Source organism: Collimonas sp. (assembly GCF_035566375.1).
Classification (GTDB): Bacteria; Pseudomonadota; Gammaproteobacteria; order Burkholderiales; family Burkholderiaceae_D; genus Collimonas.
This window is the reverse complement of the sequence record NZ_DATMRK010000018.1, coordinates 45,923-71,136: the sequence shown is the minus strand read 5'-3', so window position 1 is coordinate 71,136 and position 25,214 is coordinate 45,923. Positions and strand designations below refer to the sequence as shown.

The 25,214-nt window shown below is 57.7% G+C and carries 19 protein-coding genes; 1 reads left to right on the top strand and 18 read right to left on the bottom strand.

Features of this window, described 5'->3' with window-relative positions; translation table 11 throughout:
• Positions 1–1,345: 1,345 nt before the first annotated feature.
• The 15 genes from VNZ60_RS04985 to VNZ60_RS04915 all read right to left on the bottom strand — a co-directional run bounded on the left by VNZ60_RS04985 (position 1,346) and on the right by VNZ60_RS04915 (position 19,833).
• The gene (locus VNZ60_RS04985) at positions 1,346–3,004 is read right to left on the bottom strand and encodes a lysozyme inhibitor LprI family protein (RefSeq protein ID WP_325657315.1); all 1,659 of its coding nucleotides are present in this window, start codon (positions 3,002–3,004) and stop codon (positions 1,346–1,348) included.
• Positions 3,005–3,195: 191 nt separating this feature from the next.
• Positions 3,196–3,615, bottom strand: a complete 420-nt coding sequence (locus VNZ60_RS04980) for a DUF695 domain-containing protein (protein WP_325657314.1) — start codon at positions 3,613–3,615, stop codon at positions 3,196–3,198.
• Between the two features lie 396 nt (positions 3,616–4,011).
• The gene (locus VNZ60_RS04975; RefSeq protein WP_325657313.1) at positions 4,012–4,599 is read right to left on the bottom strand and encodes a flagellar protein FlhE; all 588 of its coding nucleotides are present in this window, start codon (positions 4,597–4,599) and stop codon (positions 4,012–4,014) included.
• A gap of 1 nt (position 4,600) precedes the next feature.
• Positions 4,601–5,350 carry an RNA polymerase sigma factor FliA gene (locus tag VNZ60_RS04970; RefSeq protein ID WP_325657312.1) on the bottom strand — a complete coding sequence of 250 codons (750 nt, stop codon included), beginning with the start codon at positions 5,348–5,350 and terminating at the stop codon, positions 4,601–4,603.
• Between the two features lie 24 nt (positions 5,351–5,374).
• Positions 5,375–6,196 (bottom strand): hypothetical protein, encoded by an 822-nt coding sequence (locus VNZ60_RS04965; protein ID WP_325657311.1) that lies wholly within the window; start codon positions 6,194–6,196, stop codon positions 5,375–5,377.
• Between the two features lie 10 nt (positions 6,197–6,206).
• The gene (gene flhF, locus VNZ60_RS04960; protein ID WP_325657310.1) at positions 6,207–8,687 is read right to left on the bottom strand and encodes a flagellar biosynthesis GTPase FlhF; all 2,481 of its coding nucleotides are present in this window, start codon (positions 8,685–8,687) and stop codon (positions 6,207–6,209) included.
• A gap of 2 nt (positions 8,688–8,689) precedes the next feature.
• Entirely contained in the window at positions 8,690–10,735 is a 2,046-nt protein-coding gene (gene flhA / locus VNZ60_RS04955) for a flagellar biosynthesis protein FlhA (protein WP_325657320.1), read from the bottom strand.
• A 56-nt stretch (positions 10,736–10,791) separates the two neighbouring features.
• Positions 10,792–11,946 carry a flagellar biosynthesis protein FlhB gene (gene flhB, locus VNZ60_RS04950; RefSeq protein WP_325657309.1) on the bottom strand — a complete coding sequence of 385 codons (1,155 nt, stop codon included), beginning with the start codon at positions 11,944–11,946 and terminating at the stop codon, positions 10,792–10,794.
• A 400-nt stretch (positions 11,947–12,346) separates the two neighbouring features.
• Positions 12,347–12,988 (bottom strand): protein phosphatase CheZ, encoded by a 642-nt coding sequence (gene cheZ, locus VNZ60_RS04945; protein WP_325657308.1) that lies wholly within the window; start codon positions 12,986–12,988, stop codon positions 12,347–12,349.
• Between the two features lies 1 nt (position 12,989).
• On the bottom strand, positions 12,990–13,388 hold the full coding sequence (gene cheY, locus VNZ60_RS04940) for a chemotaxis response regulator CheY (protein ID WP_325657307.1): 399 nt from the start codon (positions 13,386–13,388) through the stop codon (positions 12,990–12,992).
• 133 nt (positions 13,389–13,521) lie between these two features.
• Positions 13,522–14,610, bottom strand: coding sequence for a protein-glutamate methylesterase/protein-glutamine glutaminase (locus VNZ60_RS04935; protein WP_325657306.1), 1,089 nt, complete (start codon positions 14,608–14,610; stop codon positions 13,522–13,524).
• A complete protein-coding gene (gene cheD, locus VNZ60_RS04930) occupies positions 14,607–15,290 on the bottom strand; it encodes a chemoreceptor glutamine deamidase CheD (RefSeq protein ID WP_325657305.1) in 684 nt (227 codons plus the stop codon). Before cheD ends, VNZ60_RS04935 begins: the two co-directional genes overlap by 4 nt.
• Complete coding sequence (locus VNZ60_RS04925; protein WP_325657304.1) at positions 15,287–16,168, bottom strand: CheR family methyltransferase; 882 nt, start codon at positions 16,166–16,168, stop codon at positions 15,287–15,289. The genes cheD and VNZ60_RS04925 overlap by 4 nt, the downstream gene beginning before the upstream one ends.
• 56 nt (positions 16,169–16,224) lie before the next feature.
• Positions 16,225–18,021: a methyl-accepting chemotaxis protein gene (locus VNZ60_RS04920; RefSeq protein WP_414648777.1), complete on the bottom strand. Its 1,797-nt coding sequence runs from the start codon at positions 18,019–18,021 to the stop codon at positions 16,225–16,227.
• Between the two features lie 192 nt (positions 18,022–18,213).
• Positions 18,214–19,833, bottom strand: coding sequence for a methyl-accepting chemotaxis protein (locus tag VNZ60_RS04915; RefSeq protein ID WP_325657302.1), 1,620 nt, complete (start codon positions 19,831–19,833; stop codon positions 18,214–18,216).
• Between the two features lie 318 nt (positions 19,834–20,151).
• On the opposite strand from VNZ60_RS04915, the gene VNZ60_RS04910 reads away from it, so the two are divergent.
• Positions 20,152–22,110 carry a methyl-accepting chemotaxis protein gene (locus tag VNZ60_RS04910; RefSeq protein WP_325657301.1) on the top strand — a complete coding sequence of 653 codons (1,959 nt, stop codon included), beginning with the start codon at positions 20,152–20,154 and terminating at the stop codon, positions 22,108–22,110.
• Between the two features lie 106 nt (positions 22,111–22,216).
• Here VNZ60_RS04910 and VNZ60_RS04905 read toward each other — a convergent pair whose 3' ends face one another.
• The 3 genes from VNZ60_RS04905 to gshA form a co-directional block, all read right to left on the bottom strand.
• Entirely contained in the window at positions 22,217–22,642 is a 426-nt protein-coding gene (locus tag VNZ60_RS04905; RefSeq protein WP_325657300.1) for an organic hydroperoxide resistance protein, read from the bottom strand.
• 225 nt (positions 22,643–22,867) lie between these two features.
• Positions 22,868–23,353, bottom strand: coding sequence for a MarR family winged helix-turn-helix transcriptional regulator (locus tag VNZ60_RS04900; RefSeq protein WP_325657299.1), 486 nt, complete (start codon positions 23,351–23,353; stop codon positions 22,868–22,870).
• Positions 23,354–23,498: 145 nt separating this feature from the next.
• Positions 23,499–25,085: a glutamate--cysteine ligase gene (gene gshA / locus VNZ60_RS04895; protein WP_325657319.1), complete on the bottom strand. Its 1,587-nt coding sequence runs from the start codon at positions 25,083–25,085 to the stop codon at positions 23,499–23,501.
• Positions 25,086–25,214 lie beyond the last annotated feature (129 nt).

The following is a 25,214-nucleotide window of genomic DNA, read 5'->3' as shown; positions in this document are numbered from 1 at the left end:
TGGCCGAAAGCTGGCTTTAGCATTCAATACCATTCACGGCAACGTCCAAGAAATCGGGCGACTTCCACCTATATTTGCGTCAGTTGCCCGACCTAGTACTTGTCGTTCGTCCAGGTCTGGCGCAATCTCGCGCTGAGACGATGCTCGCTGAATTTAGTAAGGGAACGCTGACCGAGGCCCATCTTAGCGTGACCCTCTATGGCCGAACAATTCGACCATCGAACGTACCACTTGGAGGATCCTGGCGTTGGAATGCGATTTTTCCGTCGTCTATATGTGCTGTGAGAGCAATGATTCCCGCCGCTATCCCCCCACCAAGTCCCGATTGAACAGGAGTCGCATTGATCGGAACATATATTGTGGTCGCACCCCCGCCGTTGGTTGGTGCAGACGCAGCAACATCAACCGAGGTGGCACTGGTTGGCGCTCCCGGCACGCCGCTTCTTGTTTGCGTGCCTTCCGTGGCCAGATAGCGATAAATCCTGAACTTTGGAGTGGTATTACTCTTAGCGACCCAGAGTCCTCCTTCTGCCACGAGCCGCTGCTGCTTCTCAGGAACATCCGCCCAAACTACACAGCGACCTGGACCACGGAAATAAATGCCCTCGTTGTCTTCGAACTCAGCCACGAATTGGCCTGAGAGAAGGCCCGTGTAGTAGCGTTGATCCACCGGCTTATCGCCTTGAAAGGTGTAGAGAACGTCCGCTGGCAGGAAGAGAGTCTGCTGCAGGTTCGGCTTTCGTAGAGCGCTCGGCTCTACCAGGGTGCCACAGCCGGTGAGTAGCGCGAAAGACAGCAGCAAAAGGAATGAGCGGAGATGGCACATAAAGAAATGAGGAAGGTCAAAAAACGGTAAGTCTAGTGCGTCCGACGCATTTATTTGGCGCCTAACGTGACTTAATTTTCATATGCGAAATATATCCGACAAACTAAACATAGCCTATACAAATTAGGATGTTCAGACTTCTCTGTGGGTTTAAGGTGTCACCGCACAATGAACACGATCCTCGACTATGCCATGCAGGGGATTCAAGATGACTTGGCCGAGCGCTTACACAGGGGCTTTCAATAACACATTCATTCATGTCCGCTACCTCCGCATAGCACTCTCGATAAGCAGGGCCACAGACTTTGACTGACCACTTTGGGGAAACAAACTCAATGACCGTTTGTGGCCGTTTTGAGCCGGTCGCGACAGCTTAATTTCGACCCTGAGCGGTCGGAGCCAGTTTCCGAAAGCTGCCGTTCAATTGCAATTTTTCAGCAAATATTGATTTGTGCGGCATTTCATATTTTGCTAGCGCTCCTTCCCGTCTTCTTGCGACACAAGGTGTCAGTCAAAATCCTAAGGATGGGATATCAATTCAGGCTGCAATACGTACCCATTCCCGTTGTAGTGAAGCAGGTAATCCTTATTGACCACCGATTGCGATTGCTTCGAGATTGAATTTTCTTGCCCCCGAATTGCAATTTGGCGAGTAATTTCGTGGACGAGAATATCCGCAAAACCATTGCTTTCCGTCTTTGCCATCTCCAGAGTTCGGATAGTCTCTTGACCATTTGCCCTTTGATATGTCGTCAGTTGGTGAAGCACCGGGATGAGATGATCCCCTTTACGGTGATATAGATTCAGCAGTTCCCACCTTAAATTATTTTTGACGACAAAGAATGATGTTCTGACGCCAAATGCCCGGACATCGGCGGCGAGTCGGTATCGCGCCGTATCGATATTCAAGAGGTCGACACGTCCAAATTTGAACTCATCTTTTTTGGAATATTTCGCCAGGACGCTACCGCCATTGAGACCGGCTAGGGCTACATCAAGTCCTCGGTCATCCTTATTCCAATCCTTGCCATCGCTTGGATACACCAGCGCAACGACACCGACTTGCTTATCGTTCGGTAGGGGTTTACATGTCCTCGACGCACTTGATCCTCCGTGGCCGAGCGCATCGGCAGCGGCGGCCAAGGTCTCTTCGCAATAACCGTCAGGGCGATAAGTTTGCGTTTTTACGACCTTCCATTTACCGCGTTCCCAGCGTTCTTCAGATTCAGTTCCTTCGTCACCCCTCGCATCGTCGACAACCCGTGTCACGGGAACAGGCATGTTGTCCTTGACTGCGTAAGCTGTGGTCTCATGGTAACAACATCCACTTTTCGCAAAGGTAGTCAAACGCTTGCGTGCCTCGTCAACTTGGAAAAATCCCAGGCTGCCATCTATTAGCTCGCTAAGATTTGCGTTGTAGACAAACGTTCTTCTCTTCTGGTCCTTCAGATACACGTCATAGCTTGGCCCTCCGTACGATCCGTGATTTCCATTTTGAATGGCAAAGTCTTCTTCACCATCGAAATTGAAGTCGCCCACATTGATTACGCCCTGGTAGTCATAGAGTGAGGCGGAGTTGGCGAGCGGTTTGCCGCTTTTTGTAAAGCTGACGAAGACATTGTCCATCGGAATGACTTGAAGCGGCGTCTTGTCCCCCTTTGGAAAGACGGTCACAATGCCTGGCCCTTCGCAAGAACCTTCCTCTTCGTCTTTAGCCGGTTCACACCGTTCCAGAAGGTGTACGACGAAATCGTATTTCCTGGAGATATCTGCCAACGAATACCGGGAACCGATAGTGTCCGATATCTTGCCTGGATCTTGTAGCGCTTTGAGCGCCTTGAGCAGGCTCATGCGCTTTTTGTATTGATCGACAAGGCAGGCATCAAACTTATCCTGAGGTTGGCAGTTGGCCGTGAGATTTTGGAGCCACTCGCGTTGCTCCTCCCGGCGCGTGGTCGCATCTCGATCGTTCACCAGTAAATCGCGGTACGCGACAGCCAAATTGCCATCCAATGCCGAAAGTTCCTTGTTCGCGCAGACAGCCTTTTCCACTTCGGATTTAGCCTTGAGGCAATCAAAGCTCGCTGCTGCCGCATGCCCCCAGACGGTAGCGGTAGCAATGAAAAGTAAGGTCAGAAGCCGAATTTTGGACTCCCATTTATTGCAGCCAATACGCATTTGACTCCCCATATTGATTAATCAATTCCAAGGAAAATTGCTATCAAAGAAATTTAAAATCAAGGTAAACGATCCGATGTCCGGGAAAAATCATACGAAAACCTTGCTATCGGTATAACAAATTGGACTGCCACTGCATTGACGGCTCCTGGCCGTCTTGAGCCGGCTGCAACAGGTTGAAGGTGAAAAACTTAGGAAGCACCGAGTACACTATTTGCGTAGGAGCTATAGAACTCACCGTTGGCGTCGCTCTCACAATGTATTTCGATAGGAAATTGATGTGCTTGATCAGGAAGACTATTTAAGGTCTTCATGAATGCTTTAGTGCTGTTTGTATGAAACACATATTCACGGTAGCCAGGTTCGGTAAACACGGCCACCAATTGCCCGACATTCAGCGCCTCAAGTGGATCGCACAGCAAATGCTCAAATGCCTCCATTTCGAGCACATCCGCATCCGAAGGCGCATTATCTGAGCCGCTGCGGAATGACCATAGAATATGCAATCGCTCATGGTTCCTCTCAAATGAAAATTTTGTTTCGAATTGAGCAAGCCGCAGCAAGTGAATTTGTTCGGCTGTAGATTTCTCCGCGAGTACCCAAGTAACCATAATAATTTCCTAAGATTGACTTCTGCGGCAGTGAGGCCATAGGTTGGGCATCTACTCGCAAATTTTCATTTATAAAGGCCATAGTGCATTGAATTGAAAGTACGCAATATTAATGCGTTTTCAGCAATATTTCCATATGGCATAAAAAGAAATTTAGATGTGCGAATATTCCAAACCAGACGTTCGGCTAATCACCGATCTGTGACTACAGCTAAGGCGGCGGCATCCATTGGCGTATATTGGGTACTCTGTCGAGCCGGTTCGCGCCGGTCGCGTTGTCGATGCCACCGGTTGAATCCACACTGCATTGCAGACACTCAAGGAATCCAATTTGAGTCAAACTTCGACCGTCACGTCCCGACATATCTTGTCAAATAAAATCACGGTCTATACGCATTATTCGTAATTCACAATCACCTGGCTGCCCCCTCCCTGCAGCGCAGGCGTCAACGCACCGCGCCCATCGATCACAAAGGCAAACACAAAATTCGACCATCCGTTATCGCCGTCAAACGCGCTGGTGCTGCCGCTAGCGTCGCTTAGGCCGACACATCTGGCGTAGTTGCACAAGTAGGCATGCACGCCAGACGGCGGCGCTGTCAGGAAACTGTATTGCCAGCTGACCCGGCGGGTTTTCGAGCTGGCGTTGATACTGCTGCCGACCGGGGCGATTGGAGCCGATTGATAGTTGACGCCGCGATGGAACATAGCCGGTGCGGAAGTTGTAGCGCTCCAGGAACCGGTGACGCGGCCAGGCCTGTTTGCGGTGGCGTTGCTGTTGAGTTGTATTGCACCGGGGCCGGCCGGCGCATTCCCTGCATTGCCATTCTGTCCGAAATAGCTACTCAAGCTGATGGCGGCCGCCGGTCGATCGCCGGCATGCGCCACTGTCACCGGCAACGCCGCCAACATCACCGATGTTGCCAACAGGCCGGCAGCGCTGGCGCAGCGCAGCCTGAATCCGCGGCAGGTAAACAGTTTCATCTCAAGCCGCCTCGGTCCAGCTGGCTTCGCTCAAGCGCACCCGCAAGCGGCTGATGGCCTGGCTGTGCAACTGGCAGACACGCGATTGACTGACTTCCAGCACGGCGCCGATTTCGCGCAAATTCATTTCTTGTTCGTAGTACAGGCTGAGCAGCAGGCGGTCGCGCTCCGGCATGCGGGCGATCGCTTCTACCAGCATATGGCGCATGCCGCTGTCCAGCATGCGTTGCAGCGGATCGTTGGCGGCGCCGTGGTTATGGCCGCCGTCGCCGTTCTGGCGGTCGAGAAAGGAATTTTCATTGCTGCCGCCTTCGCAGTCTTCGTAATACACCAGCTGAGAGCCGTGGATTTCCTGCAGCAGATGCTGATAGTCTTCCAGCGATAGCTGCATGGCCTGGGCGATTTCTCGCTCGCTCGGCGGCCGCGCCAGCTTTTGCTCCAGCGCCTGCACTGCCGCGTCAACCTTGCGCGAGGATTGCCGCAAGCCGCGCGACAACCAGTCGTTGGCGCGCAACTCATCCAGCATCGCACCGCGAATCCGCTGGCTGGCGTAGGTTTCGAATTGCGCGCCCTGATCGTCTTGATAACGGTTGGCGGCGTCTAGCAAGCCCAGCATGCCGGCCTGGATCATGTCGTCCAGTTCTACGCTGGCCGGCAATTTGGCGATCAGCTGCAAAGCCAGGCGCCGCACCAGCGGCGCATATTTGGCCAGCGTGTCGGATTTGTCGATTTTTCCCTGAGCTGTATACATGATGGATTCCTATTCTTGCTTTAATCAGTGCCGCTGCGCACTTGCGCTGACGCCGATGCGGCGCGGCCATTGCAGCAGCTGGGCCGCGATGCGACGAAAATCGAGGGCCGCCGCGCTGGCCTGGAACGCTTCAACCGCACTCAATTTGAGACCTTGGGCACGCACCAGATACGGATCTTCGGCGACACAACCGGCGGACTCCAGCGCTAGCCCCAGATAGCGGCTGCCGGTGGCGGCCAGGTTGCTCAGCACACGCTGCGCTTCCGGCAAACCGGCCGCCAGATTGACCATGATGCGCAGCCGTTGCATGGCGTGGGCGTAGTGCAGTTGCTTGATGCAGGTGTAGGCCGCGGTAATCGACGCTGCCTGCGGCCGCAACACCACCACCACATCGTCGGCTTGCGCCGCCAGCGGCGACAATGCACCGCCTTGATCGAGGCTGGCGTCGATCAAGATCACCTGCCCTTGAAACACGCTGCGCAGCTCGACCGCCATGGCTGCCGGATCACCCTTGCACCTGGACCGCACCGGCAGCAGCAGCGCACCGCAGGCCAGACGCGTTGCGGCTACTGACAATGGCAAGCCGCCAACTGCAACCTCGGACCAGCTGCCAGCCGCAGCTTTAGTCCACATCGCTGTGGCCGACTGCGCCCCGCTCTGTTCGTCCAGCAGCAACACCTCTTTTCCTTGCTGCACCAGCGCCGCAGCCAGGTTCAGCGCCACGCTGGTGACGCCGATCCTGGGGCTGCTGCCAACCAGTGCGATGACATGTGCCGCGTGCACGCCGGAATGCTGCGCCATCAGGCAGCGCAAACCGTCTGCCTGATCGCTGACCACCTTGTTCAAATCCGTCTCCTCACCCTGGCAACGCTGCCGTGTTGGCTGCCGTGTTCGTACCCTGAGGCGCGTTCTCTGCATCCAGCGCCAGTGCATCCAACAGCGCGATCAGCTTGCCGAAGCCTTCAAACAAGGCGGCGGCAGAGGTGACCGTGACGGAGTTGGAACGAATCCGATGTCCTGCCAGCTGCGCCAGCAAGGCTCTTGCCGCGCTGGCCCATGCATCCTGCTGATGCGCCAGCCGCCAGACCGTGGTGCTGGCCTGGGCGGCGATCAGCAAGCGCTTTTGCATCTGGCTGTCACCCGGTTCGGTGCAGGCGTCGAGTTGCTGGATGGCTTGCTTGAGCAGCTTGTAATAGGGATCGGCGGTTTGCTTCCAGCAAGACCATGCAGCAAGTTGCGCGGCGGTTACCGACGGCGCCAGATTACTCAGCAAATACCAGCTGGCGAGCAGCTTGCCGCTGGCTTGATCGACGATGCGGGTGGCCACGCAACGCAGCTTGGGCGGACATGTGCCAGGCTGCTTGTCGCTGCGCAGGGTGATTGCTGTCTCGGCCAGCGTTTGCTGTGCCTGCTTGCCTTTGTAGACGATATGCTGGGGCGCGTCGAACACCAGTTGCGCCGTCAGTTTCGCTAGCGTGCTGCGCGCGCCGCCATTTGTCGTATCAATCACACCAGTCGTGCCGCGTGCGCGCGCCAGCCATAGCAGGCCATCGGCTTGCCAGGCTTGGATCAAGCCTGGCTCCGGCATCCTGTCCAGCAGATGGACCACGGGCTTGCCGAAATTCTGTTGCTGCATCCATGCCAGTTGGCGCAACGCCGGGGTTGGTGCGCCAGTGTTCGACTTAACGGCGGACTTAACGGCGGGCGTAGTGGACAGCAATTGGTGCGGCGCCGCCAGCGGCATGCCGTTGCGGTCTGACAGTAACAAACTGGATTGTAAGACGTAGGCGTCGCCGCTGCGGCTGGCGAGCAATTCCGTCTTGCCGCTGATGGCCAGCACGTGGCTGGCGCAAGCAGTTTCTATTTCTGCGTTCGCGAGTGTCAGCAGCTTGTTGCCCACCGCCTTGCTGCTGATGCTGTCGTTGTCCAGCTCATGCCATAGCGCGCTGCTGCCATCGAAACCGATCTGGCCGTTCACCAGCGCGCTGGCGTTGCTGGCCAATTCTTCGGCGTCATGCGCCAATACCCGGATCAATTGCTGGCATTGGCTGCGCAGACGTTCGGTGGTGGCGGCTGCGGCAGCCAGCTCGGCGTCGTTACTCAATGCCGCCGGCAACTCGCCCAGATCGGCTTCGCCCGGCACGAACAAGGCGCTGCGGCTGGCGCTCTGGAACACGCTATCGACCAGTTGCGAGCGCTCGGCAATCATCAGGTTTTCGGGCACTTTCTGGCCGCAGGAGACGTAGTGCACCGGCAGCCGGTGGCGGATCACGGTATCTAGCAAGGCGCCGGGATGGGTGGCTTCGTCGGTCTTGGTAAAGATGCAGCCGGCCAGCTGGTTGCCGCCGGCGCTGTCTTTATAGGCGTGCACTACTTCATTCAAGGTATCGCCGTGGCTGGCGGCGTTCAGCAGCAGCAGGCGTTTGACCGGACGGCCGGCGCCGCACAACATCGCGACCTGATCCGAAACGCTGCGATCGCGCTGGCTCTTGCCGACGGTATCGATCAATACCATGTGTTTGTCGCGCAGATCGTCCAGCACCAAGCGTAAATCGGCGGCGTCTTTGACTGCATGCACCGACACGCCCAAAATCTTGCCGTAGATGCGCAACTGCTCGAACGCGCCGATCCGGTAGCTGTCGGTGGTCAGTAGCGCCAGTTTGTCGGCGCCGAAGCGCATGACGCAGCGCGCCGCCAGTTTGGCAGTGGTAGTGGTTTTGCCGACGCCGGTCGGCCCCATCAAGGCGTAGACGCCGCCGCCATCCATCAGCGCATCTTCGTTTTCCATCAGGGGCAGATTGCGCGCCAGCTCGGCCTTGACCCAGGCCATGCCAGAGGCGAAATTCAGGCCGGTCGGCAGATGATCCAGCATCGCTTTCGCCAGGCTGGCGCTGAAGCCTGCGCCTAATAATGTGCGCAGCAAATGGCCGCGCACCGGATCGCGGCGCTGCTTGTCGTTCCATACCAGGCCGGCCAGCTGTTCCTCGATCATGCCGCGCATCGAATGAATCTCGCTGATAACGCTATCGGTGCTTTCCTTGTACATTGGGGCGGCTGTGCTTGGGGCTAACTGTGCCGCTGCTGGCGCCACTGCAGCTATCGCCACCGGTGCTGCAATCGCCACCGGGGCAGCAACGACAGCTACTGTTGTCATTGGCGCAGGCTGATACGCCTCGGCTTCCAGCATGGCGACAATCTCGACGCCGCTTGCGGTGGCGCGGTTGGAAACGATGATCGCATCCGGCCCCAGTTGTTCGCGCACCAGGCGCAACGCTTCGCGGCTGGATGGGGCGACGATGGTGACGTTGCTAGCGTTACTGACGTTATTGTTATTCATGCTCAAGCCTTGCCTCCGATGGTGGCGGTTACTTTGATGGTGCGGGTGTCAGGAATTTCCGCGTGCGACAGCACTTTGAGCTGCGGCAAGCTGCGGCGCAGGAAGCGCGCCAGCAAGACGCGCAGAGGATGTTGCACTACCAGCACCGGCGACAAACCGAACTGCTCCTGGCGCGCAATCGCGGCCTGGGTCTGCGTCAGCAAGCTATCGGCCAGGCCTGGCTCCAGTCCGCTGCCGTTGCTCAGCGCTTGCAGCAGGACCCGATCTAGGGAGCCGTCGAGACCGATCACCTGCAACTCGCCATTGCCCGGGAATAGCTGCTGTGTGATAGCCCGGCCCAACGCCAGCCGCACCAGCGAGGTCAGCTCGGTCGCATCGCTGACGCTAGCGCCGTGCTCCAGCAGCACATCCAGGATGCTGCGCATGTCGCGGATCGAGACACTTTCATCCAACAGGTTTTGCAATACCTTCTGCAAGGTGGTCAGCGACAGCAGCTTGGGCACCAGATCCTCGATCAGCTTCGGTGCATCCTTGGCGACTCTATCCAACAGTTGCTGCACTTCCTGGCGTCCCAGCAGTTCCGCCGAATGGGCATGGATCAGATGGTTGAGATGGGTGGCGATCACGGTGCTGGCGTCAACCACGGTATAACCGTAGATCTGCGCCTGTTCCCGCATATGGCTATCGATCCAGACTGCCGGCAAGCCAAAGGCTGGATCGATCGTCTGCGTGCCTGGCAAGGTGGAACTGACCTGGCCCGGATTGATCGCCATCCATTGGCCTGGCCAGGCTTCGCCATTGGCGATCTCCACGCCCTTGAGGGTAATCACGTAGGCGTTCGGCTTGAGTTCGAGGTTGTCGCGGATATGCACTACCGGCACCAGGAAACCGATGTCTTGCGCAAATTTCTTGCGGATGCTTTTGATGCGGCCCAGCAGCTCGCCGTTCTGGCTGCGATCGACTAATGAAATCAGCCGGTAGCCGACTTCCAGCCCGAGCGGATCGACCAGCGCCACGTCATCCCAGCTGGCGTCGGCCGGCTCGGCGGATGCGCTTGACGGCGGCGGCGCTTTGGCCGCGTATTCAGCCGCGGCGGTTTTCTGCAGCAGGCGCCGTCCAAGATAAACCAGGCCGCCGGAAATAATCAGGAACGCCACATGCGGCATGCCTGGCACCAGCCCCATCAGGCCGATGATGCCGGCGGTCAGGAACAGCACCTGCGGATTGGAAAACAGCTGCCCCATCAACTGCTGGCCGACGTCTTCATCAGTAGTCACGCGCGAGACGATGACGCCGGCGGCGGTGGAAATCACCAGTGCCGGGATTTGCGCCACCAGGCCGTCGCCGATGGTCAGCAGGGTGTAATTCTTGGCGGCCACTGAAATATCCAGGCCGTGCTGCGCCACGCCGACGATCAGGCCGCCGACCACATTGATCACCATGATCAGCAAACCGGCCACCGCATCGCCGCGCACAAACTTGCTGGCGCCGTCCATGGAACCGTAGAAATCCGCTTCCTGCGCTACTTCGGCGCGGCGTTTGCGGGCTACGTCTTCGCCGATCAGGCCGGCGTTCAAATCAGCGTCGATTGCCATCTGCTTGCCGGGCATCGCATCCAGGGTGAAGCGAGCGCCGACTTCGGCGATCCGTCCGGCGCCCTTGGTGATGACCATGAAGTTGATCACCACCAGAATCACAAACACGACGATACCTACGGCGAAATTGCCGCCCACCAGAAAGTGGCCGAAGGCTTCGATCACCTTGCCCGCCGCATCCGGGCCGGTGTGGCCTTCCAGCAGCACCACGCGGGTGGAGGCAACGTTGAGCGACAAGCGCAGCAAGGTCGAAAACAGCAAGACTGCCGGGAAGGCGGCAAAATCCAGCGCCTTCATGGTGTACATGCTGACCAGCAGCACCATCACCGAGAGCGCGATATTGAAGGTGAACAGCAGGTCGAGCAGGAATGGCGGCAAGGGCAAGATCATCATGCCTAGAATCATGATGATCAGTATCGGGCCGGCCATGCCTTTGACGCTGTTGCCGGCCATGAAAGCGGCCCCTAAGCGCGGCAAGGAACTGAATGAGAACGCTGGACCTGCTGGCTTCATGCCGGGCTTCCTATGGTGTCGGGTGAAATATCGAGTGAATCCGGAACCGGCAGATCAGCCGGTGTGCGTGGTGCAATGCCGCCCTCGCTGCGCCAGCGCTGCAGTTGATAGACCCAGGCCAGTACTTCAGCCACCGCTGTATACAGGGCGGCTGGAATTTCTTCGCCGAGGTTGGTATGGCGATATAGGGCGCGGGTCAGGGGCGGCGCTTCCAGCATGGGAATCTTGTGCTCGGCGCCGATGGCGCGAATCCGCAGCGCGACCAGGTCGGTGCCTTTGGCTACCACCCGGGGGGCGCGCATTTCCTTGTCGCTGTATTTGAGGGCTACCGCGAAGTGGGTCGGATTGGTGACGACGACGTCGGCGCTGGCGACGTCGGCCATCATGCGGCGGCGCGCCATCTGTTGCTGCTGGCGACGGATCAACCCTTTGATATGCGGATCGCCTTCGCTTTCCTTGTGTTCCTGCTTCAGCTCTTCACGCGTCATGCGCAGCTTGCGGTAGTAACTCCACAATTGATATGGCACGTCGATGGCGGCCACCAGCAGCAGCGAGCCGATGATCAGGCTGCAGCAGTTGGCTACCAGCCGCACCGTGTGCGCCAAGGCGCCGTGGAGCGGTTCGCTTTGCAGGCCGAGCAGCGTGTCGAGGTTGCGCGACATGACCCAATAGGCGATGCCGCCTACCAGTACCGATTTGGTGCATGCCTTGAATAGTTCCGCCAGTGATTGGCTGGAGAAGATGCGGGCGATGCCGGCCACGGGGTTCAGTTTTGAAAATTTTGGCGCTAGCGATTGGGGTGAAAATAGCCAGCCGCCTAGCATCACGGGCGCGGCTAACGCTGCCAGCGCTAGCATGCCTAGCAGCGGTAGCAGGGCTTGCAGCGCTTCTTGGGCGGCGGCGGCGGACTGGGTCAGCATGTAGGAGGTGTCGAAGCCGGCGGCGCGCTTGAATTGCATGGCTTGCCTTAGCGCGTGGCCGATGTGTTCGGCCATTGGCACGGCTGTCATCCATAGGCCGACTATGCCGGTGGTTAGCATGACGAAGGTGCTTAGTTCGCGCGAGCGCGCAACCTGGCCTTCTTCGCGCGCCTTTTCTATGCGCCGGGGAGAACCGGGTTCCGTCTTTTCGAGATCGCTTTCTTCTGCCATGCATGCTCCGTACCAGAAGGGACGAGTAGCGCCCTATCAGTAGGGATTATTGATGCAAGGGGGGTTATGCAATCGGGCAAACAACGCGCGGATCGGGGCGTTGCTTGGGCAATCGATGTGAAATGGGCGGTTTGGCGGCGCCGTAGCTAACTGGGGTCAGAGTGAACTTTCTGCGCGCTTTTTGCAGAAACTTCACTCTGACCCCACTTAGCGGGCCACGGAGTAGCTGCCTTATCGCTGAAGAAGTACAAGACCACCTGGTGCGCTCTGTCTCTCTCCGAATCCGTCATGTGGGGTCAGAGTCAAGTTTCGCGATGAAGCACTGCGAAAGTTGACTCTGACCCCAGATGACTCAATGCGGAATTCACTTCAACGGCAACTACAACAGCCTTGTTACTGATCAGAAGCCGAGGCTAGACAACAAATCATCAACCTGCTCCTGATCCGAAACAGCGTCGGGGTTTTCGTCGGCGCGCATTTGCGGGCCGTTCAGCAGGCTGTTGCTTTCTTGGCGCTTTTCTACCGGGGTGTTGTCGATCAGTACTTGCAGTAGCTGCTTTTCCATCTCGTGTACGACTTCCATCATCTTTTTGATGACTTGGCCGGTCAGGTCTTGGAAATCTTGCGCCATCATGATTTCTATCAGTTGCTCATTGATGGCTGAGGCTTGCTTCGGGACGTCTTTCAGATAGTTGCGGGTGTCTAGCACCAGCACGCGGGCGTCGTCTAGTTCTACCGGGCTGACGAACCATTCGTCCCAGCGTTGGTTCAGCGTCTTGGCTTGCTTGCTGAGTTTTTCCTGGATCGGCTGGGCGACGTCGATTGCGTTCAGGGCGCGTTCGGCCGCGCGCTCGGTCATCGCTGCTACGTAGTTCAAACGGTCGCGGGCGTCTGGGATGGCTTGTGCGGCCTTGGCGATCTCCTGGTCCAGGCCCAGCTCGCGCATGCTTTCGCGCAGCAGGCGCGTCAAGTGTCCGATGCGATTGACCAACTGCTCGGCGGAATCGCCGGCGGCTGGCATCTGTAGGGCGTGCGCGCTCATATCAGGCACTCTCTTTCGCAATTTTCTCGAATATCTTGGTGATCTTTTCCTCCAGCGTCGCCGCGGTGAAGGGCTTGACCACGTAACCGTTGGCGCCAGCCTGGGCGGCGGCGATGATGTTTTCTTTCTTGGCTTCGGCGGTCACCATCAGCACCGGCAGCTTGGTCAGGACGGGATCGGCGCGTATCGATTGCAACATGGTCAGGCCATCCATATTCGGCATGTTCCAGTCCGATACGACAAAACCGAAATTGCCGTCCTTGAGCTTGGCCAGTCCTGCTGCGCCGTCTTCGGCTTCGTCGACATTGACGAAATCCAGCTCTTTCAACAGATTTCTCACAATCCGCCGCATGGTAGGAAAATCGTCCACCACCAGAATTTTGATGCTTTTATCAACCATGATTACTCCACACTATAAATAGGACTTGCCAGTACCTGAAATTCGAAAACTTGCACAATTCCTGACCTGGTTTCCGTATAACGTCACAAATGGCAAAAATACTTAGGCCTGATTTACTTCATACCGTCAGCCGTCATACCCGGTTCGAACGTTCGCCATACGACATCAGACGCGCCATCAAACGCTGGCTCATTTCATCGATGCCGGCTATCTCGTTGGCCGCGCCCATGGCAATCGCTTCACGCGGCATGCCGAACACTACGCAACTGGCTTCGTCTTGCGCCAGGGTGTAAGCGCCGGCCTGGCGCATGCGTAACAAACCTGCCGCACCGTCTCGTCCCATGCCGGTCAGGATCACGCCGATGGCGTTCTTGCCGGCGTGTTTGGCGACCGAGTCGAATAACACATCGATCGATGGCCGATGGCGATTGACCGGCTCTTCCTGATCCAGCTGCGCAACGTAGTTGGCGCCGCTGCGCGCCAATGACAGATGGAAGCCGCCAGGCGCGATGTAGGCGTGACCCGGCAACACCCGGTCGCCATGCTCGGCTTCCTTGACTGTGATGCGGCACAAACCGTCCAGGCGTTGCGCAAAGGAGCGGGTAAAACCGGGCGGCATATGCTGCGCGATCATGATGCCGGGACAATCCGGCGGCAGCGGTTGCAATACTTCCTTGATCGCTTCGGTGCCGCCGGTGGAGGCGCCGATGATGATCAGTTTCTCGGTACTCAGCAAGGGACTGCGCAGCATTGGCGCCTGGCTCGCCGCCGCTCCTGCTGCCGCATCAGCGCCAGGCTGGCGCGCCACCTTCAGGCGCGCACGGGCGGCGGCGCGGATCTTGTCGGCAATCAGATCGGTATATTCGAGCAAGCCTTCGCGGATGCCGAGGCGCGGCTTGGTGACGAAGTCGACCGCTCCCAGCTCCAGCGCGCGCAGCGTGATTTCTGAGCCGCGTTCGGTCAGCGACGATACCATCAGCACCGGCATCGGCCGCAGCCGCATCAGTTTTTCCAGAAAATCGAGACCGTCCATGCGTGGCATTTCGACGTCCAGCGTCAACACATCCGGATTGAGTTGTTTGATCAGATCCCGCGCCACCAATGGATCGGGCGCGGTCGCCACCACCGTCATGTCCGGCTGGCTATTGATGATTTCGGTCATCAAGCTGCGTATCAGCGCTGAATCGTCTACACACAGTACTTTGATTTTTTTATCGCTCACGCGCTGCCTCTGCCTTGTTGTGCGACCTTCTTAGGGATCGCCGTATTGAATAATTCCACCTTGCTGCGTACCGGCTGTTGCGCCAGCGTCTGCACCAGTTGCTGTTCGTCGCGCTGCACCTGCACCGCTTCGTTGATGCGGTGCAGCTTGCGTACCATGACTTTTCCGCTCCTGGGAAAATAGCTGATCCGGCGCGGCAGGCTGCCACGTAAATCCTGCGCCGTCACCCGCACTTGTTCCATCTGCAAATAGCGCAGTACAAAGTCGGCGTTGCGATCGCCGATGTTCAGCATCGTCATATTGGCCAGCACCGCACCGCCGCCGAATACCTTGGCTTCCAGCCGTTCGCGGCGCGCGCCAGCCTTCAGCAACTCGTTCAGCAACATCTCCATCGCATAGGCGCCGTAGCGCATGGAGGCAGAGCCGCCGGTGCTACCGCTGCCGCTGCCGCTGCTGCCGCCCGCGCCACCGTCATCCGGCAGCATGAAATGATTCATGCCGCCGACGCCGGCAGTGCTGTCGCGTACGCAAGCGGCTACGCAGGAACCGAGTACGGTGCTCAAGACCATGTCGTCCGGCGTCACGTAATATTCGTTCGGCAACAGCTTGACCGCAGCGCTATCGAACTCGCGGTCAAAATAATGATGAGTCGCCACCGACTCTTCCGCTGCAGAAATCATGTACCGCCTTTGGCTGGCCCGGAAGTTTGCTTGGCATCGAGTTCATACACGGTCTGGCCGCGTAGCCGGAACGGTTGGCTGGCATAGGAGAAATTCTCGGAATGCCCGGCAAACAGCCAACCATGCGGTTTCATCAAAGGCGCAAAGCGTTGCAGGATTTTGTTCTGGGTCGGCTTGTCAAAATAAATCATGACGTTGCGGCAAAAGATCGCATCAAACTGTTCTTTCAAGCCCCATTGCGTATCCAACAGATTGAGCTGGGCGAATTTCACCATGGCCTGCACTTCCGGCCGTATCCGCACCTGTCCGGCGCGGGCGCCGCTGCCTTTCAGGAAGAAGCGCTTGAGACGTTCCACCGGCAGTTTGCTGACTTGTTCCATGGTGTAGACGCCGCTTGCGGCTTTTTCCAGCACCTGGGTGTCGATGTCGGTGGCGAGTACGCTAGCCGTGGCGGCGCGGCTGCCCAGCGTTTCGATCAAGGTCATCGCGATCGAGTAGGGTTCTTCGCCGGTGGAGGCGGCCGAACACCAGACATTGACCGGCGCCGTGCAATTTTTTACATGCTCGGCCAGCAGCGGGAAGTGGTGCGCTTCGCGGAAAAACGCCGTCAGATTAGTGGTCAAGGCATTGGTGAAAGCCTGCCATTCGGCGCTGTCTTTTTCAGTCTCCAACAGGTTCAAATATGAAGTAAAGTCGCTCATGCCGAGTTCGCGCAGGCGGCGCGACAGGCGGCTGTAAACCATCTCGCGCTTTTGCTCGCCTAGTGCGATGCCGGCGCGCTGGTGGATTAGTGCGCGGACCCGGGAAAAATCGCTGTCAGTCAGCAGGAAATCACGCGCTGAAGCGGCAACCGGACGGGCAGTTGATTTAATCGTCATTCAGTAGGCCCTGTCTTGAACGGCAGATGATGCGCATGTCGGAGTTATCGCGGCCATCAAAATGTTTGCCAGTCGTCGTCGGCTGCGGCCTTAGCCCGCGCTGGAACCGGCTTCAACCTGTTTGGCGTCAACTTAAGATGCGGCTTGGAATGACTGGACGCCGCCCGTTTGCTAGCGTCCGGGGTGCTGCTCCTGACGGTTTTTTGCAAGATCTTTTTCCCCGATGCGGCGCCAGCGGCCTGCTGCACGACTGCACGCCGCACAGCCGACGGTGCTACCTGTGCTGCCTGAGTTTCCTGGGCATGGCTTTCCTGCAAACGGAATACTGATACCGCCTGATGCAAACGTTGCGCCTGATCTTCCAGCGAGCCGGCGGCGGCCGCGGCCTGCTCTACCAGTGCTGCATTCTGCTGGGTCGCGTGATCCATCTGGATCACCGCCTGGTTAATCTGTTCGATGCCGCTGCTTTGCTCGGCAGACGCTTCCGATATTTCACCCATGATGTCGGTGACGCGCTTGACTGCCTGCACCACCTCGCCCATGGTTTCGCCGGCGCGGTCGACCAGTTGCGAGCCGGAATCGACCCGGCTGACCGAGTCATCGATCAGTTCTTTGATTTCCTTGGCAGCTTGGGCGCTGCGCTGCGCCAGCGTGCGGACTTCGCCGGCGACCACGGCGAAACCGCGCCCTTGTTCACCGGCACGCGCTGCTTCCACTGCTGCATTCAGGGCCAGGATATTAGTCTGGAACGCAATGCCGTCGATGACGCCGATGATGTCGGCGATCTTTCTGGAGCTGGTGGTGATGCCCTGCATGGTGTCGACCACCTGCCCTACCACCGCCCCGCCTCTGGCGGCGATATCGGATGCGGTCTGCGCCAGCTGGCCGGCCTGGCGCGCATTATCGGCGTTCTGTTTTACGGTTGCGGTCAGCTGCTCCATGCTGGCGGCGGTTTCTTCCAGTGAAGCTGCTTGCTGTTCGGTGCGTGCCGACAGGTCTGCATTGCCGGCAGCGATTTCACGGGTGGCGCCGGTAATGGCGCTGCTGCCATCTCTGATTTCCCTGACCGTCGCCGCCAGGCGTTCCTGCATCTGGCGCATGGCGTTCAACAGGCTTGGCTGGTTTTTGTCAGCCACTTCGACCTGCAAATCCAGATCGCCATCGGCAATCTTGCTGGCAATCTCGGTCGCATATTGCGGCTCGCCGCCGAGGCTGTTGGTGACGCTGCGGATTACCAGCAGCATCAGAGCCGTGACACAGGCGCCGATGGCAAACAGGATGATCAGGTCGCGGCGTAGATTTGCATAGAACTCGGCATCGACATCGTCCAGCATGACGCCGGATACCAGATGCCAGTCCCAAGGCTGAAAATACTTGGCGTAGCTGACCTTCGGTCCATATGCTCCACCCGCGACCTGCGCCATGTATCCGACAAAACCCTGGCCTTTTTCCTTGCTCAGACTCACCATCTCTCTGAAAAATAATTTGCCGTTGCTGTCTTTGCGCTCAGCGACATTGGTGCCGACCAGGTCTGGCAAAGTTGGATGAGCCAGCACCACGGGACGCGAATCGACCACGAACACATAGTTGGATTTGTCGTAACGCATGGCCATGAGGCGTTGCAATGCCTCCGCCTGCGCAGCATCCTTTTCAAGCTTGCCGGCAGCAACCTCGGCGGCGTAGCTTTTGACGATGCCTTCCGCCGTTTCCACCAGGTTTTTCAGACCGTTCTGGCGTTCCAGCAGCATCGTATCGCGCGTGTTCCAGGCCGACCAGCCGCCCAGCACCAGCATGCCTATCCACATGAACGCCAGCACTGCCAACAGCTTTTTCTTTAAACTCATGCTATTCATTTTCGCCTCACTTCAGATCCTGATCGCAGTCCGGGAAAGCGATGGTTGGCAGCCCCGTGCGTCGTTTTCATTGGCAACTGCCCGTATTGCAATATAAGTACGGCGGCGACAGACCGATGCCGCGAACAGCAGCCTAAATCACCTCTTGCTCCGGCCATGGCCGCCTGCCGCTTTTCATTACCCGGTTCGCCCTTACGCAGCGCTGCGCAGCATCTGCGTCTGCGGTGTGATATCTATCATCCGCTTGGCCTGCGCTGCCATGTGGCTGCGCTCCAGCTTGAAGGCGCCGACCACTTGCTCCAGGGCGCCTGCCTGGTCTTGCAAGCTGGCGGCAGCCGCTGCGGCTTCTTCCACCAAGGCGGCGTTTTGCTGGGTCACCTGATCCATCTGGCTGATGGCTTGGTTGATCTGTTCGATACCCGAGGTTTGTTCCTGGCTGGCGGCGGTGATCTCGCCCATGATGTCAGTCACGCGGCGGACACTGGCGACAATTTCCTCCATGGTGCTGCCGGCCTGGTCGACCAGGCGTGATCCAAGACCGACCTTTTCTACCGAATCGTCGATCAGGGATTTGATTTCCTTGGCGGCGGCGGCGGAACGTTGCGCCAGATTGCGTACTTCGGCGGCCACTACCGCAAAACCACGGCCTTGCTCGCCGGCCCGCGCCGCCTCGACTGCAGCGTTCAGGGCCAGGATATTGGTCTGGAAAGCGATACCATCAATCACGCCGATGATGTCGACGATCTTTTTCGAAGAAGTATTGATGGCGCCCATGGTGCTGACTACCTGGGTCACCACGGTGCCGCCGTGGATTGCCACTTCCGAGGCGGATACCGCCAGTTGGTTGGCCTGGCTGGCGTTGTCGGCGTTCTGCTTGACGGTCGACGTCAACTGCTCCATCGAGGCCGCGGTCTCTTCCAGCGAGCTGGCTTGTTCTTCAGTGCGTTGCGACAAGTTCAGATTGCCGGCGGCGATCTGGTTGGATGCGGTTGCAATCGTATCGGTGCCGCTGCGCACTTCGCCGACTATTTTTTGCAAGCTGTCATTCATGTCTTTCAACGCTTGCATCAACTGCCCGGTCTCATCCCTGGACTTGACTACGATATCGGCGGTCAGGTCGCCAGCGGCGACACGGCGCGCCACTTCCACCGCAAACCCCAGGGGCTGGGCTACCGCACGGGCAATCCAGAGCGCCAGGGAAAAGCCGAGCACCAGCATGACGATCATCAGGCCGACCATCCAGGTCCGGGCTTTGTCGTAGATGGCTTCGCCCTTCTTGGCGGCGTCGGCGCTGCCGTCGATATTGATTTTTACCAGCTGCTCGACCTCCTTATCGAGCTCGATGATGGCGGCCAGGGAGTCACCGCGAATTTCCTTTATCGCATCGTCTTTTCTGAATGCGCGCGAGATTTCAACGATTTTCTTATCCATCTCCACATACGCTGGGACCTTGTCTTTCAACTTATCGTACAAAGCGCGTTCCTGCTCCGTGACCATAGGCGCGTATTCACTCATGTTCTTTTGCAGATCGCCCCTGATATCACCGATGAACTGAGCGCTCTTGTCCATATCCGCTGCATCGTTCGACATGACGTGTTGCATTTCGATATTGCGCAGCAGCGCCAGGTTGTTCTTCAAGGTCAACAGTACCCGCACGGTCGGCATCCAGTTGGTATTGATGTCGACGGTAGTGGCATTGACTTGCCCCAGTTGCGTGATCGCGGTCACGCCCAGCGCCACTGTCAGTATCAGTATCAAGGCGAACGACAGCAGCAGTTTGGTCGCGATTTTCAAGTTATAGAACCAGGTCATGATTTTTTCTCGGATGGGTTTCGGTTACACGCAAAGGCATCGGGGTCGTTGGCGGCAAGCCAGAATTCAGGCGCCATATTCACTTACCTGATCGTGTTAACGGCAGCCTGCGGCGTTTCTTAAGGCTCGCAAAAAGCGCGACTACCCTTCAACTTCCGCAGTAGTTGTCGTTATTTATTTTGATTGCCAGGAATCCGGCAGGATGCTGCGCGCCGGTTGCCGGGCCATAAGCGAGCCTGGGACCTGATAGGGCGGCGGGCGGCGTTAACCGGGGTGGCGGCATAGCCGACGCTCCATCTAACAAGAAAAGGATAGTCAATGAACAATAAATTCTTCAACAATCTCAATCTGGGCGTCAAGCTCAGCTTGTTTACCTTTGTTCTGGTCGCCTTGATTTTCCTGGCCTATGGCTGGGCCAGCGCCGCGTCTACTTCGCAGTTGCTGGAACAGCGCGGGGCGCGCGATATTGCCGGCCGCACCAATACCATGATCCAGATGCTGGATACATTCGACGCCAGCCATAAAAGCGAAGCCGATCGTTTCGGGCTGTTGCTGGCGAGTTACTTCCCCGGGAAATTTTCTATCGATGGCAGCAAGACCGTTGATGTCGCCGGCAAACCTACGCCGCAGCTGAAGAACGGCAATGACGTCATCAATTTGAATTTTTCCATCGCCGACAGCTTTACCTCGGCCAGCCGGGCGGTAGCCACAGTATTCATCAAGAGCGGCGACGATTTCATCCGGATTTCGACTTCGCTCAAGAAGGAAAATGGCGAGCGCGCCATCGGCACCGTGCTCGATCATGGCCATCCGGGTTATGCCCGTCTGCAAAGCGGTTTATCGTATATCGGCCGCGCCACCCTGTTCGGCAAGGAATACATGACGGCCTACAACCCGGTCAAGGATGAAGCCGGAAAGATCGTCGGCGCGCTGTTTGTCGGGGTCGATATCGGCAGCGACATTGAAACGCTGAAAGCGCGCATCCGTTCGGTCAAGCTGGGCGACACCGGTTATTTCTATGTGCTCAACGCCAGCGCTGGCAAAGATCTGGGCAAGCTGCTGGTAGCGCCGCTCGACGAAGACAAAAATGTGCTGGGGCTGAAGGATGCCGGCGGCCGTGAATTCATCAAGGAAATCCTGGAGCGCAAGGAAGGCAGCATGCGCTATGCCTTGCCGGAAGGCGCGGCCAAAGGCGCGGAAAAAATTGCCGCTTTCGCGCTGTACAAAAACTGGAACTGGCTGCTTGTCGGCAACCAGGACGCGACCGAACTGACGCAGGAGATCACCACGCTACGTAACCGCAACGCCCTGTTCGGCTTGATCGCGGTGCTGATCATGGTGGCGGCGCTGTATTGGCTGATCCGCAGCAACATCAGCCAGCCGCTGGAAAGAGTGAAACAGGCTGCGCAACAACTGGCGGCGGGCGATCTGACTGCCGCCTTGAGCAGCCGGCGCGGCGATGAAATCGGCCAGCTGGAGCAAGCCATCAATGGCATCAGCCAGGGCCTGGCCGGTGTCATCGGCAATGTGCGGCAAGGCACTGGCGAGATGGCGCGCGCCTCGCAAGAGATCGCCGAGGGCAATGCCAACCTGTCGGCCCGTACCGAATCGCAGGCAGGTTCGCTGGAACAGACCAGCAGCTCGCTGGAACAACTTACGGCGGCGGTAAAGCAAAGCGCCGACAGCGCCCAGCACGCCAACCAGCTGGTCATCACCGCATCGGGACAGGCGCTTGAGGGCGGTCAGGCGGTTGAGCAGGTGGTGCTTACCATGACTGCCATCAAGGATAGTTCGCGCAAGATCCACGACATCATCGGCGTGATTGACGGCATCGCCTTCCAGACCAATATCCTGGCGTTGAACGCGGCGGTCGAAGCAGCCCGGGCCGGCGAGCAGGGCCGCGGTTTTGCCGTGGTGGCTGCGGAAGTGCGCAATCTGGCGCAGCGCTCGGCGGCGGCGGCCAAGGAAATCAAGGGCTTGATCGGCGCCTCGGTGGAACAGGTGGACGCTGGCGGCAAGCTGGTCGATGCGGCCGGCCAGATCATGCAAAGCATAGTCGCCGCGGTCAAGCGGGTGGCCGACATCATGCACGAAATCACGGCGGCAACCACCGAGCAAAGCAGCGGCATCGAAGAGATCAACCGGGCCATGGGACATATCGACGATATCACCCAGCAAAATGCAGCGCTGGTGGAACAAGCTGCGGCGGCCGCCCAAAGCTTACAAGACCAGGCGGCGCAACTGGCGCAGACGGCCTCTGTTTTCAGGCTCAGCTAAATAAGTCAGCTAAAGGAGTCAGCTAAATGCGTTCGGCAAAAAAAAAGCCTGGCAAGCCAGGCTGGGCGGACGCTGCATGCGATCCGCCTTTGTCACTACCGCCGAATTACACCAAGGTCAGGGTGACGTCGACATTGCCGCGGGTAGCATTGGAATAAGGGCAAACCTTGTGCGCCTTATCAACCAACGCCTCGGCTGCACCAGCGTCCATGCCTGGCAGGGAAATCTGCAGCTCTACTGCGATGCCAAAGCCGCCAGGAATCACGCCGATGCCGACCAGGCCGGTAATCGCAACGTCGGCTGGCAGGGTGATTTTTTCTTGCATGGCAACGAATTTCATCGCGCCGATGAAGCATGCGGAATAGCCGGCTGCAAACAATTGTTCAGGATTAGTGCCAACGCCGCCAGCGCCGCCCAGTTCTTTTGGTGTCGTCAATTTGACATCCAGCACATTGTCGGACGAAACAGCACGGCCATCGCGGCCTCCGGTTGCGGTGGCTTGCGCGGTATACAAGATATTTTCAACTGACATGATGGTTTCCTTTATTAGCCGTTTGGAAAATCCTTTGGATCAATACAGTCGGCCGTACTGACGATCCGGATTAGAAATTACAACATTAAGATGACGCAAGAATGAAACGTAAGAATGAAGCGTAAGAATGAAACGTAATAATGCTTACTTGAAACCCGACAAAACAAAACTACACAATTATATTGCTCACAATTTATAGTTCATGCAAAAACTGCGCCCCCATCTTTAAGCGATATTGCCAGCCATCGCGGCACGCAGCCGCCGCAGTTCCTGGGTCAGCGCTTTCAACTCATCGAGCGAACATTCGGCGCTGCAGCTCACCTGCTGCGGTATCGACTGCGCTTGTTGCCGCAGGTTTCTACCCGCTGCGGTCAAGCTGACGATCACCTGGCGTTCATCGTGAGGAGCACGTTGGCGGCGCAGGAAACCGCTGTTTTCCAGGCGCTTCAGCAGCGGCGTCAGCGTGCCGGAATCCAGATACAGGCGCTCACCCAGGGCCGATACGGTAACTTCATCGCGCTCCCACAGGGTCAGCAGCACCAGATACTGCGGATAGGTCAGGCCCATTTTCTGCAACAGCGGCTTGTATATCTTGGTCATGGTCAGCGACGCCGAATACAGCGCAAAACACAGCTGATTGTCCAGCAGCAGACTGTCCGGCCCGAATAGTTCGGACGGGATGTTTGCGCTTGGTTGTTTGCTGGTTTCCATGGCTTGAATAATATATCGCTAGAAATTAAATTGCAAGCAATTTAATTTGCATTTAAATCTATCGCCGGGATTGCCATTTGCTATGGCCGATCGCCGGCGATTTTCTGACTTGTTTTCTAGCTTGTTTTCTAACTTATTTTGTAACTCAAACGCTCATATTGCCCAAGGTGCTAGCACGATAAGCCGCGACAAAGGTATCGAAATCCCCGGTCTGGCTGCGTTCCAGGCTCTCCTGCTCGGACAGCGAGGTGGCGGCCATAGTTTCGAAATATTTGCGCTCTTCAGGGCTGGGCGGATGCGCCAGGAAATACGCTGCATGGGCTTTGCTTTGGCGCAGCGCAAAGCTGGCAAACGATTCCTGATTCTGCTGCAAGATAGCCAGCACCTTGGCCGACGGCGTCAGCTCGACCGACTCCAGCTTCAAACCCTGCTGCGCCAGTGATGCGGCATGCACGCCGTCGCTGCGCTGAGCGTCGAGCAAAGCCGCCGCCGGCGCGATCCGTTGCAGCAATTCCTGGCCCCAGGTTTGCAAGGACACCGGGTTGCCGTCACGCCGCAATTGCAAACCAGGACGCCGCCCTTCTTTGACCGTGCGGGAAAAGTTCTCGACGTTTTCCAGGCTTTCTTCATCGCTGGTCAACGGGCTGTCGTCCATTGCGCAGAACAGCAGGAAAGCATCGAGGAAGCGCGAAGTTTCCAGATTGATGCCCATCGGTTCGAACGGATCGATGTCCATGCAGCGCACTTCAATGTATTGCACGCCGCGCGCGGACAGCGCCTGCACCGGCCGCTCGCCGGAATTGATCACGCGTTTCGGCCGGATCGTCGAGTAGTACTCGTTCTCGATCTGCAGGATATTGGTATTGATTTGCACCCACTCGCCGTTGCGATGGGTGCCGATTTCGGCATACGGCGGATAAGGCTGGCTGACCGCCCGCGCCAGGCTCTTGATGTAGCTGTCTAGGCTATTGAATTGCGGCGTCAGGCGGGCCTGGGCTTCGCTGGTGTAACCGAGATCGCTCATGCGCAAGCTGGTGGCGTATGGCAGGTACAGCGTGTCTTTGTCTAGTTGTTCGAGGCGATGCTGGCGGCCGTCGAGAAAACAGGTCGACAAGGCCGGCGAAGCGCCGAACAGATACATCAGCAGCCAGCTGTAACGGCGGAAATTGCGCACCAGCGCGATGTAGCTTTCCGATTGAAAATGCATCGCCGTGCCGCCGTCGCCCTCGGCTGCCTGCAACACCGGCCACACAGCTTCAGCCAGCGAATAGTTGTAATGGATGCCGGCGATGCATTGCATGCGTTTGCCGTAGCGCAGCGCCAGGCCGCGCCGGTAGACATGTTTCAGCATGCCCATGTGCGAAGTGCCGTACCAGGCGATAGGAATCTGTTCTTCGGCCGGCAGATGGGCCGGCATCGATTCGCTCCACAGCAATTCATCCCCCAGCTTCGAATACACGAAACGGTGAATCGCATCCAGCTCGGTCAGCGCGGTGCCGATGTCATGCTCGGCGGGAGTGATGAATTCCAGTAGCGATTCAGAATAATCGGTGGTGATCTGCGGGTTCGTCAACGCCGAACCCAGCGCCGGCGGATGCGGCGTCAGGGCCAGCCGGCCATTGCCGTCGACCCGCAAGGTTTCTCTCTCGATGCCGCGCAAGCCCTGGCCTAGCAAGCCGCGATGCTGCTCTTGCCCTAGCAGCGCCAGCCGGCGAGTGTATTGATCAGTCAATTCAGCATCCTTTTTTAAATTTGTCATCTCAGGCTCTTGGGGCGTTTTTTGCTTTGTTCACTGCCTTATAACCGTCGCAAGTAGTGACATGCAGATGTCGTAGAAGGCGAGAATAGCCGAAAATGAAAG

Bases quoted from the DNA above. Each gene is read 5' to 3' on its own strand.
- VNZ60_RS04985 (WP_325657315.1), bottom strand. From the start codon at position 3,004: ATGCGTATTGGCTGCAATAAATGGGAGTCCAAAATTCGGCTTCTGACC.
- VNZ60_RS04980 (WP_325657314.1), bottom strand. From the start codon at position 3,615: ATGGTTACTTGGGTACTCGCGGAGAAATCTACAGCCGAACAAATTCAC.
- VNZ60_RS04975 (WP_325657313.1), bottom strand. From the start codon at position 4,599: ATGAAACTGTTTACCTGCCGCGGATTCAGGCTGCGCTGCGCCAGCGCT.
- VNZ60_RS04970 (WP_325657312.1), bottom strand. From the start codon at position 5,350: ATGTATACAGCTCAGGGAAAAATCGACAAATCCGACACGCTGGCCAAA.
- flhF (WP_325657310.1), bottom strand. From the start codon at position 8,687: ATGAATAACAATAACGTCAGTAACGCTAGCAACGTCACCATCGTCGCC.
- flhA (WP_325657320.1), bottom strand. From the start codon at position 10,735: ATGGCCGGCAACAGCGTCAAAGGCATGGCCGGCCCGATACTGATCATC.
- flhB (WP_325657309.1), bottom strand. From the start codon at position 11,946: ATGGCAGAAGAAAGCGATCTCGAAAAGACGGAACCCGGTTCTCCCCGG.
- cheZ (WP_325657308.1), bottom strand. From the start codon at position 12,988: ATGAGCGCGCACGCCCTACAGATGCCAGCCGCCGGCGATTCCGCCGAG.
- cheY (WP_325657307.1), bottom strand. From the start codon at position 13,388: ATGGTTGATAAAAGCATCAAAATTCTGGTGGTGGACGATTTTCCTACC.
- cheD (WP_325657305.1), bottom strand. From the start codon at position 15,290: ATGATTTCTGCAGCGGAAGAGTCGGTGGCGACTCATCATTATTTTGAC.
- VNZ60_RS04925 (WP_325657304.1), bottom strand. From the start codon at position 16,168: ATGACGATTAAATCAACTGCCCGTCCGGTTGCCGCTTCAGCGCGTGAT.
- VNZ60_RS04920 (WP_414648777.1), bottom strand. From the start codon at position 18,021: ATGAATAGCATGAGTTTAAAGAAAAAGCTGTTGGCAGTGCTGGCGTTC.
- VNZ60_RS04915 (WP_325657302.1), bottom strand. From the start codon at position 19,833: ATGACCTGGTTCTATAACTTGAAAATCGCGACCAAACTGCTGCTGTCG.
- VNZ60_RS04910 (WP_325657301.1), top strand. From the start codon at position 20,152: ATGAACAATAAATTCTTCAACAATCTCAATCTGGGCGTCAAGCTCAGC.
- VNZ60_RS04905 (WP_325657300.1), bottom strand. From the start codon at position 22,642: ATGTCAGTTGAAAATATCTTGTATACCGCGCAAGCCACCGCAACCGGA.
- VNZ60_RS04900 (WP_325657299.1), bottom strand. From the start codon at position 23,353: ATGGAAACCAGCAAACAACCAAGCGCAAACATCCCGTCCGAACTATTC.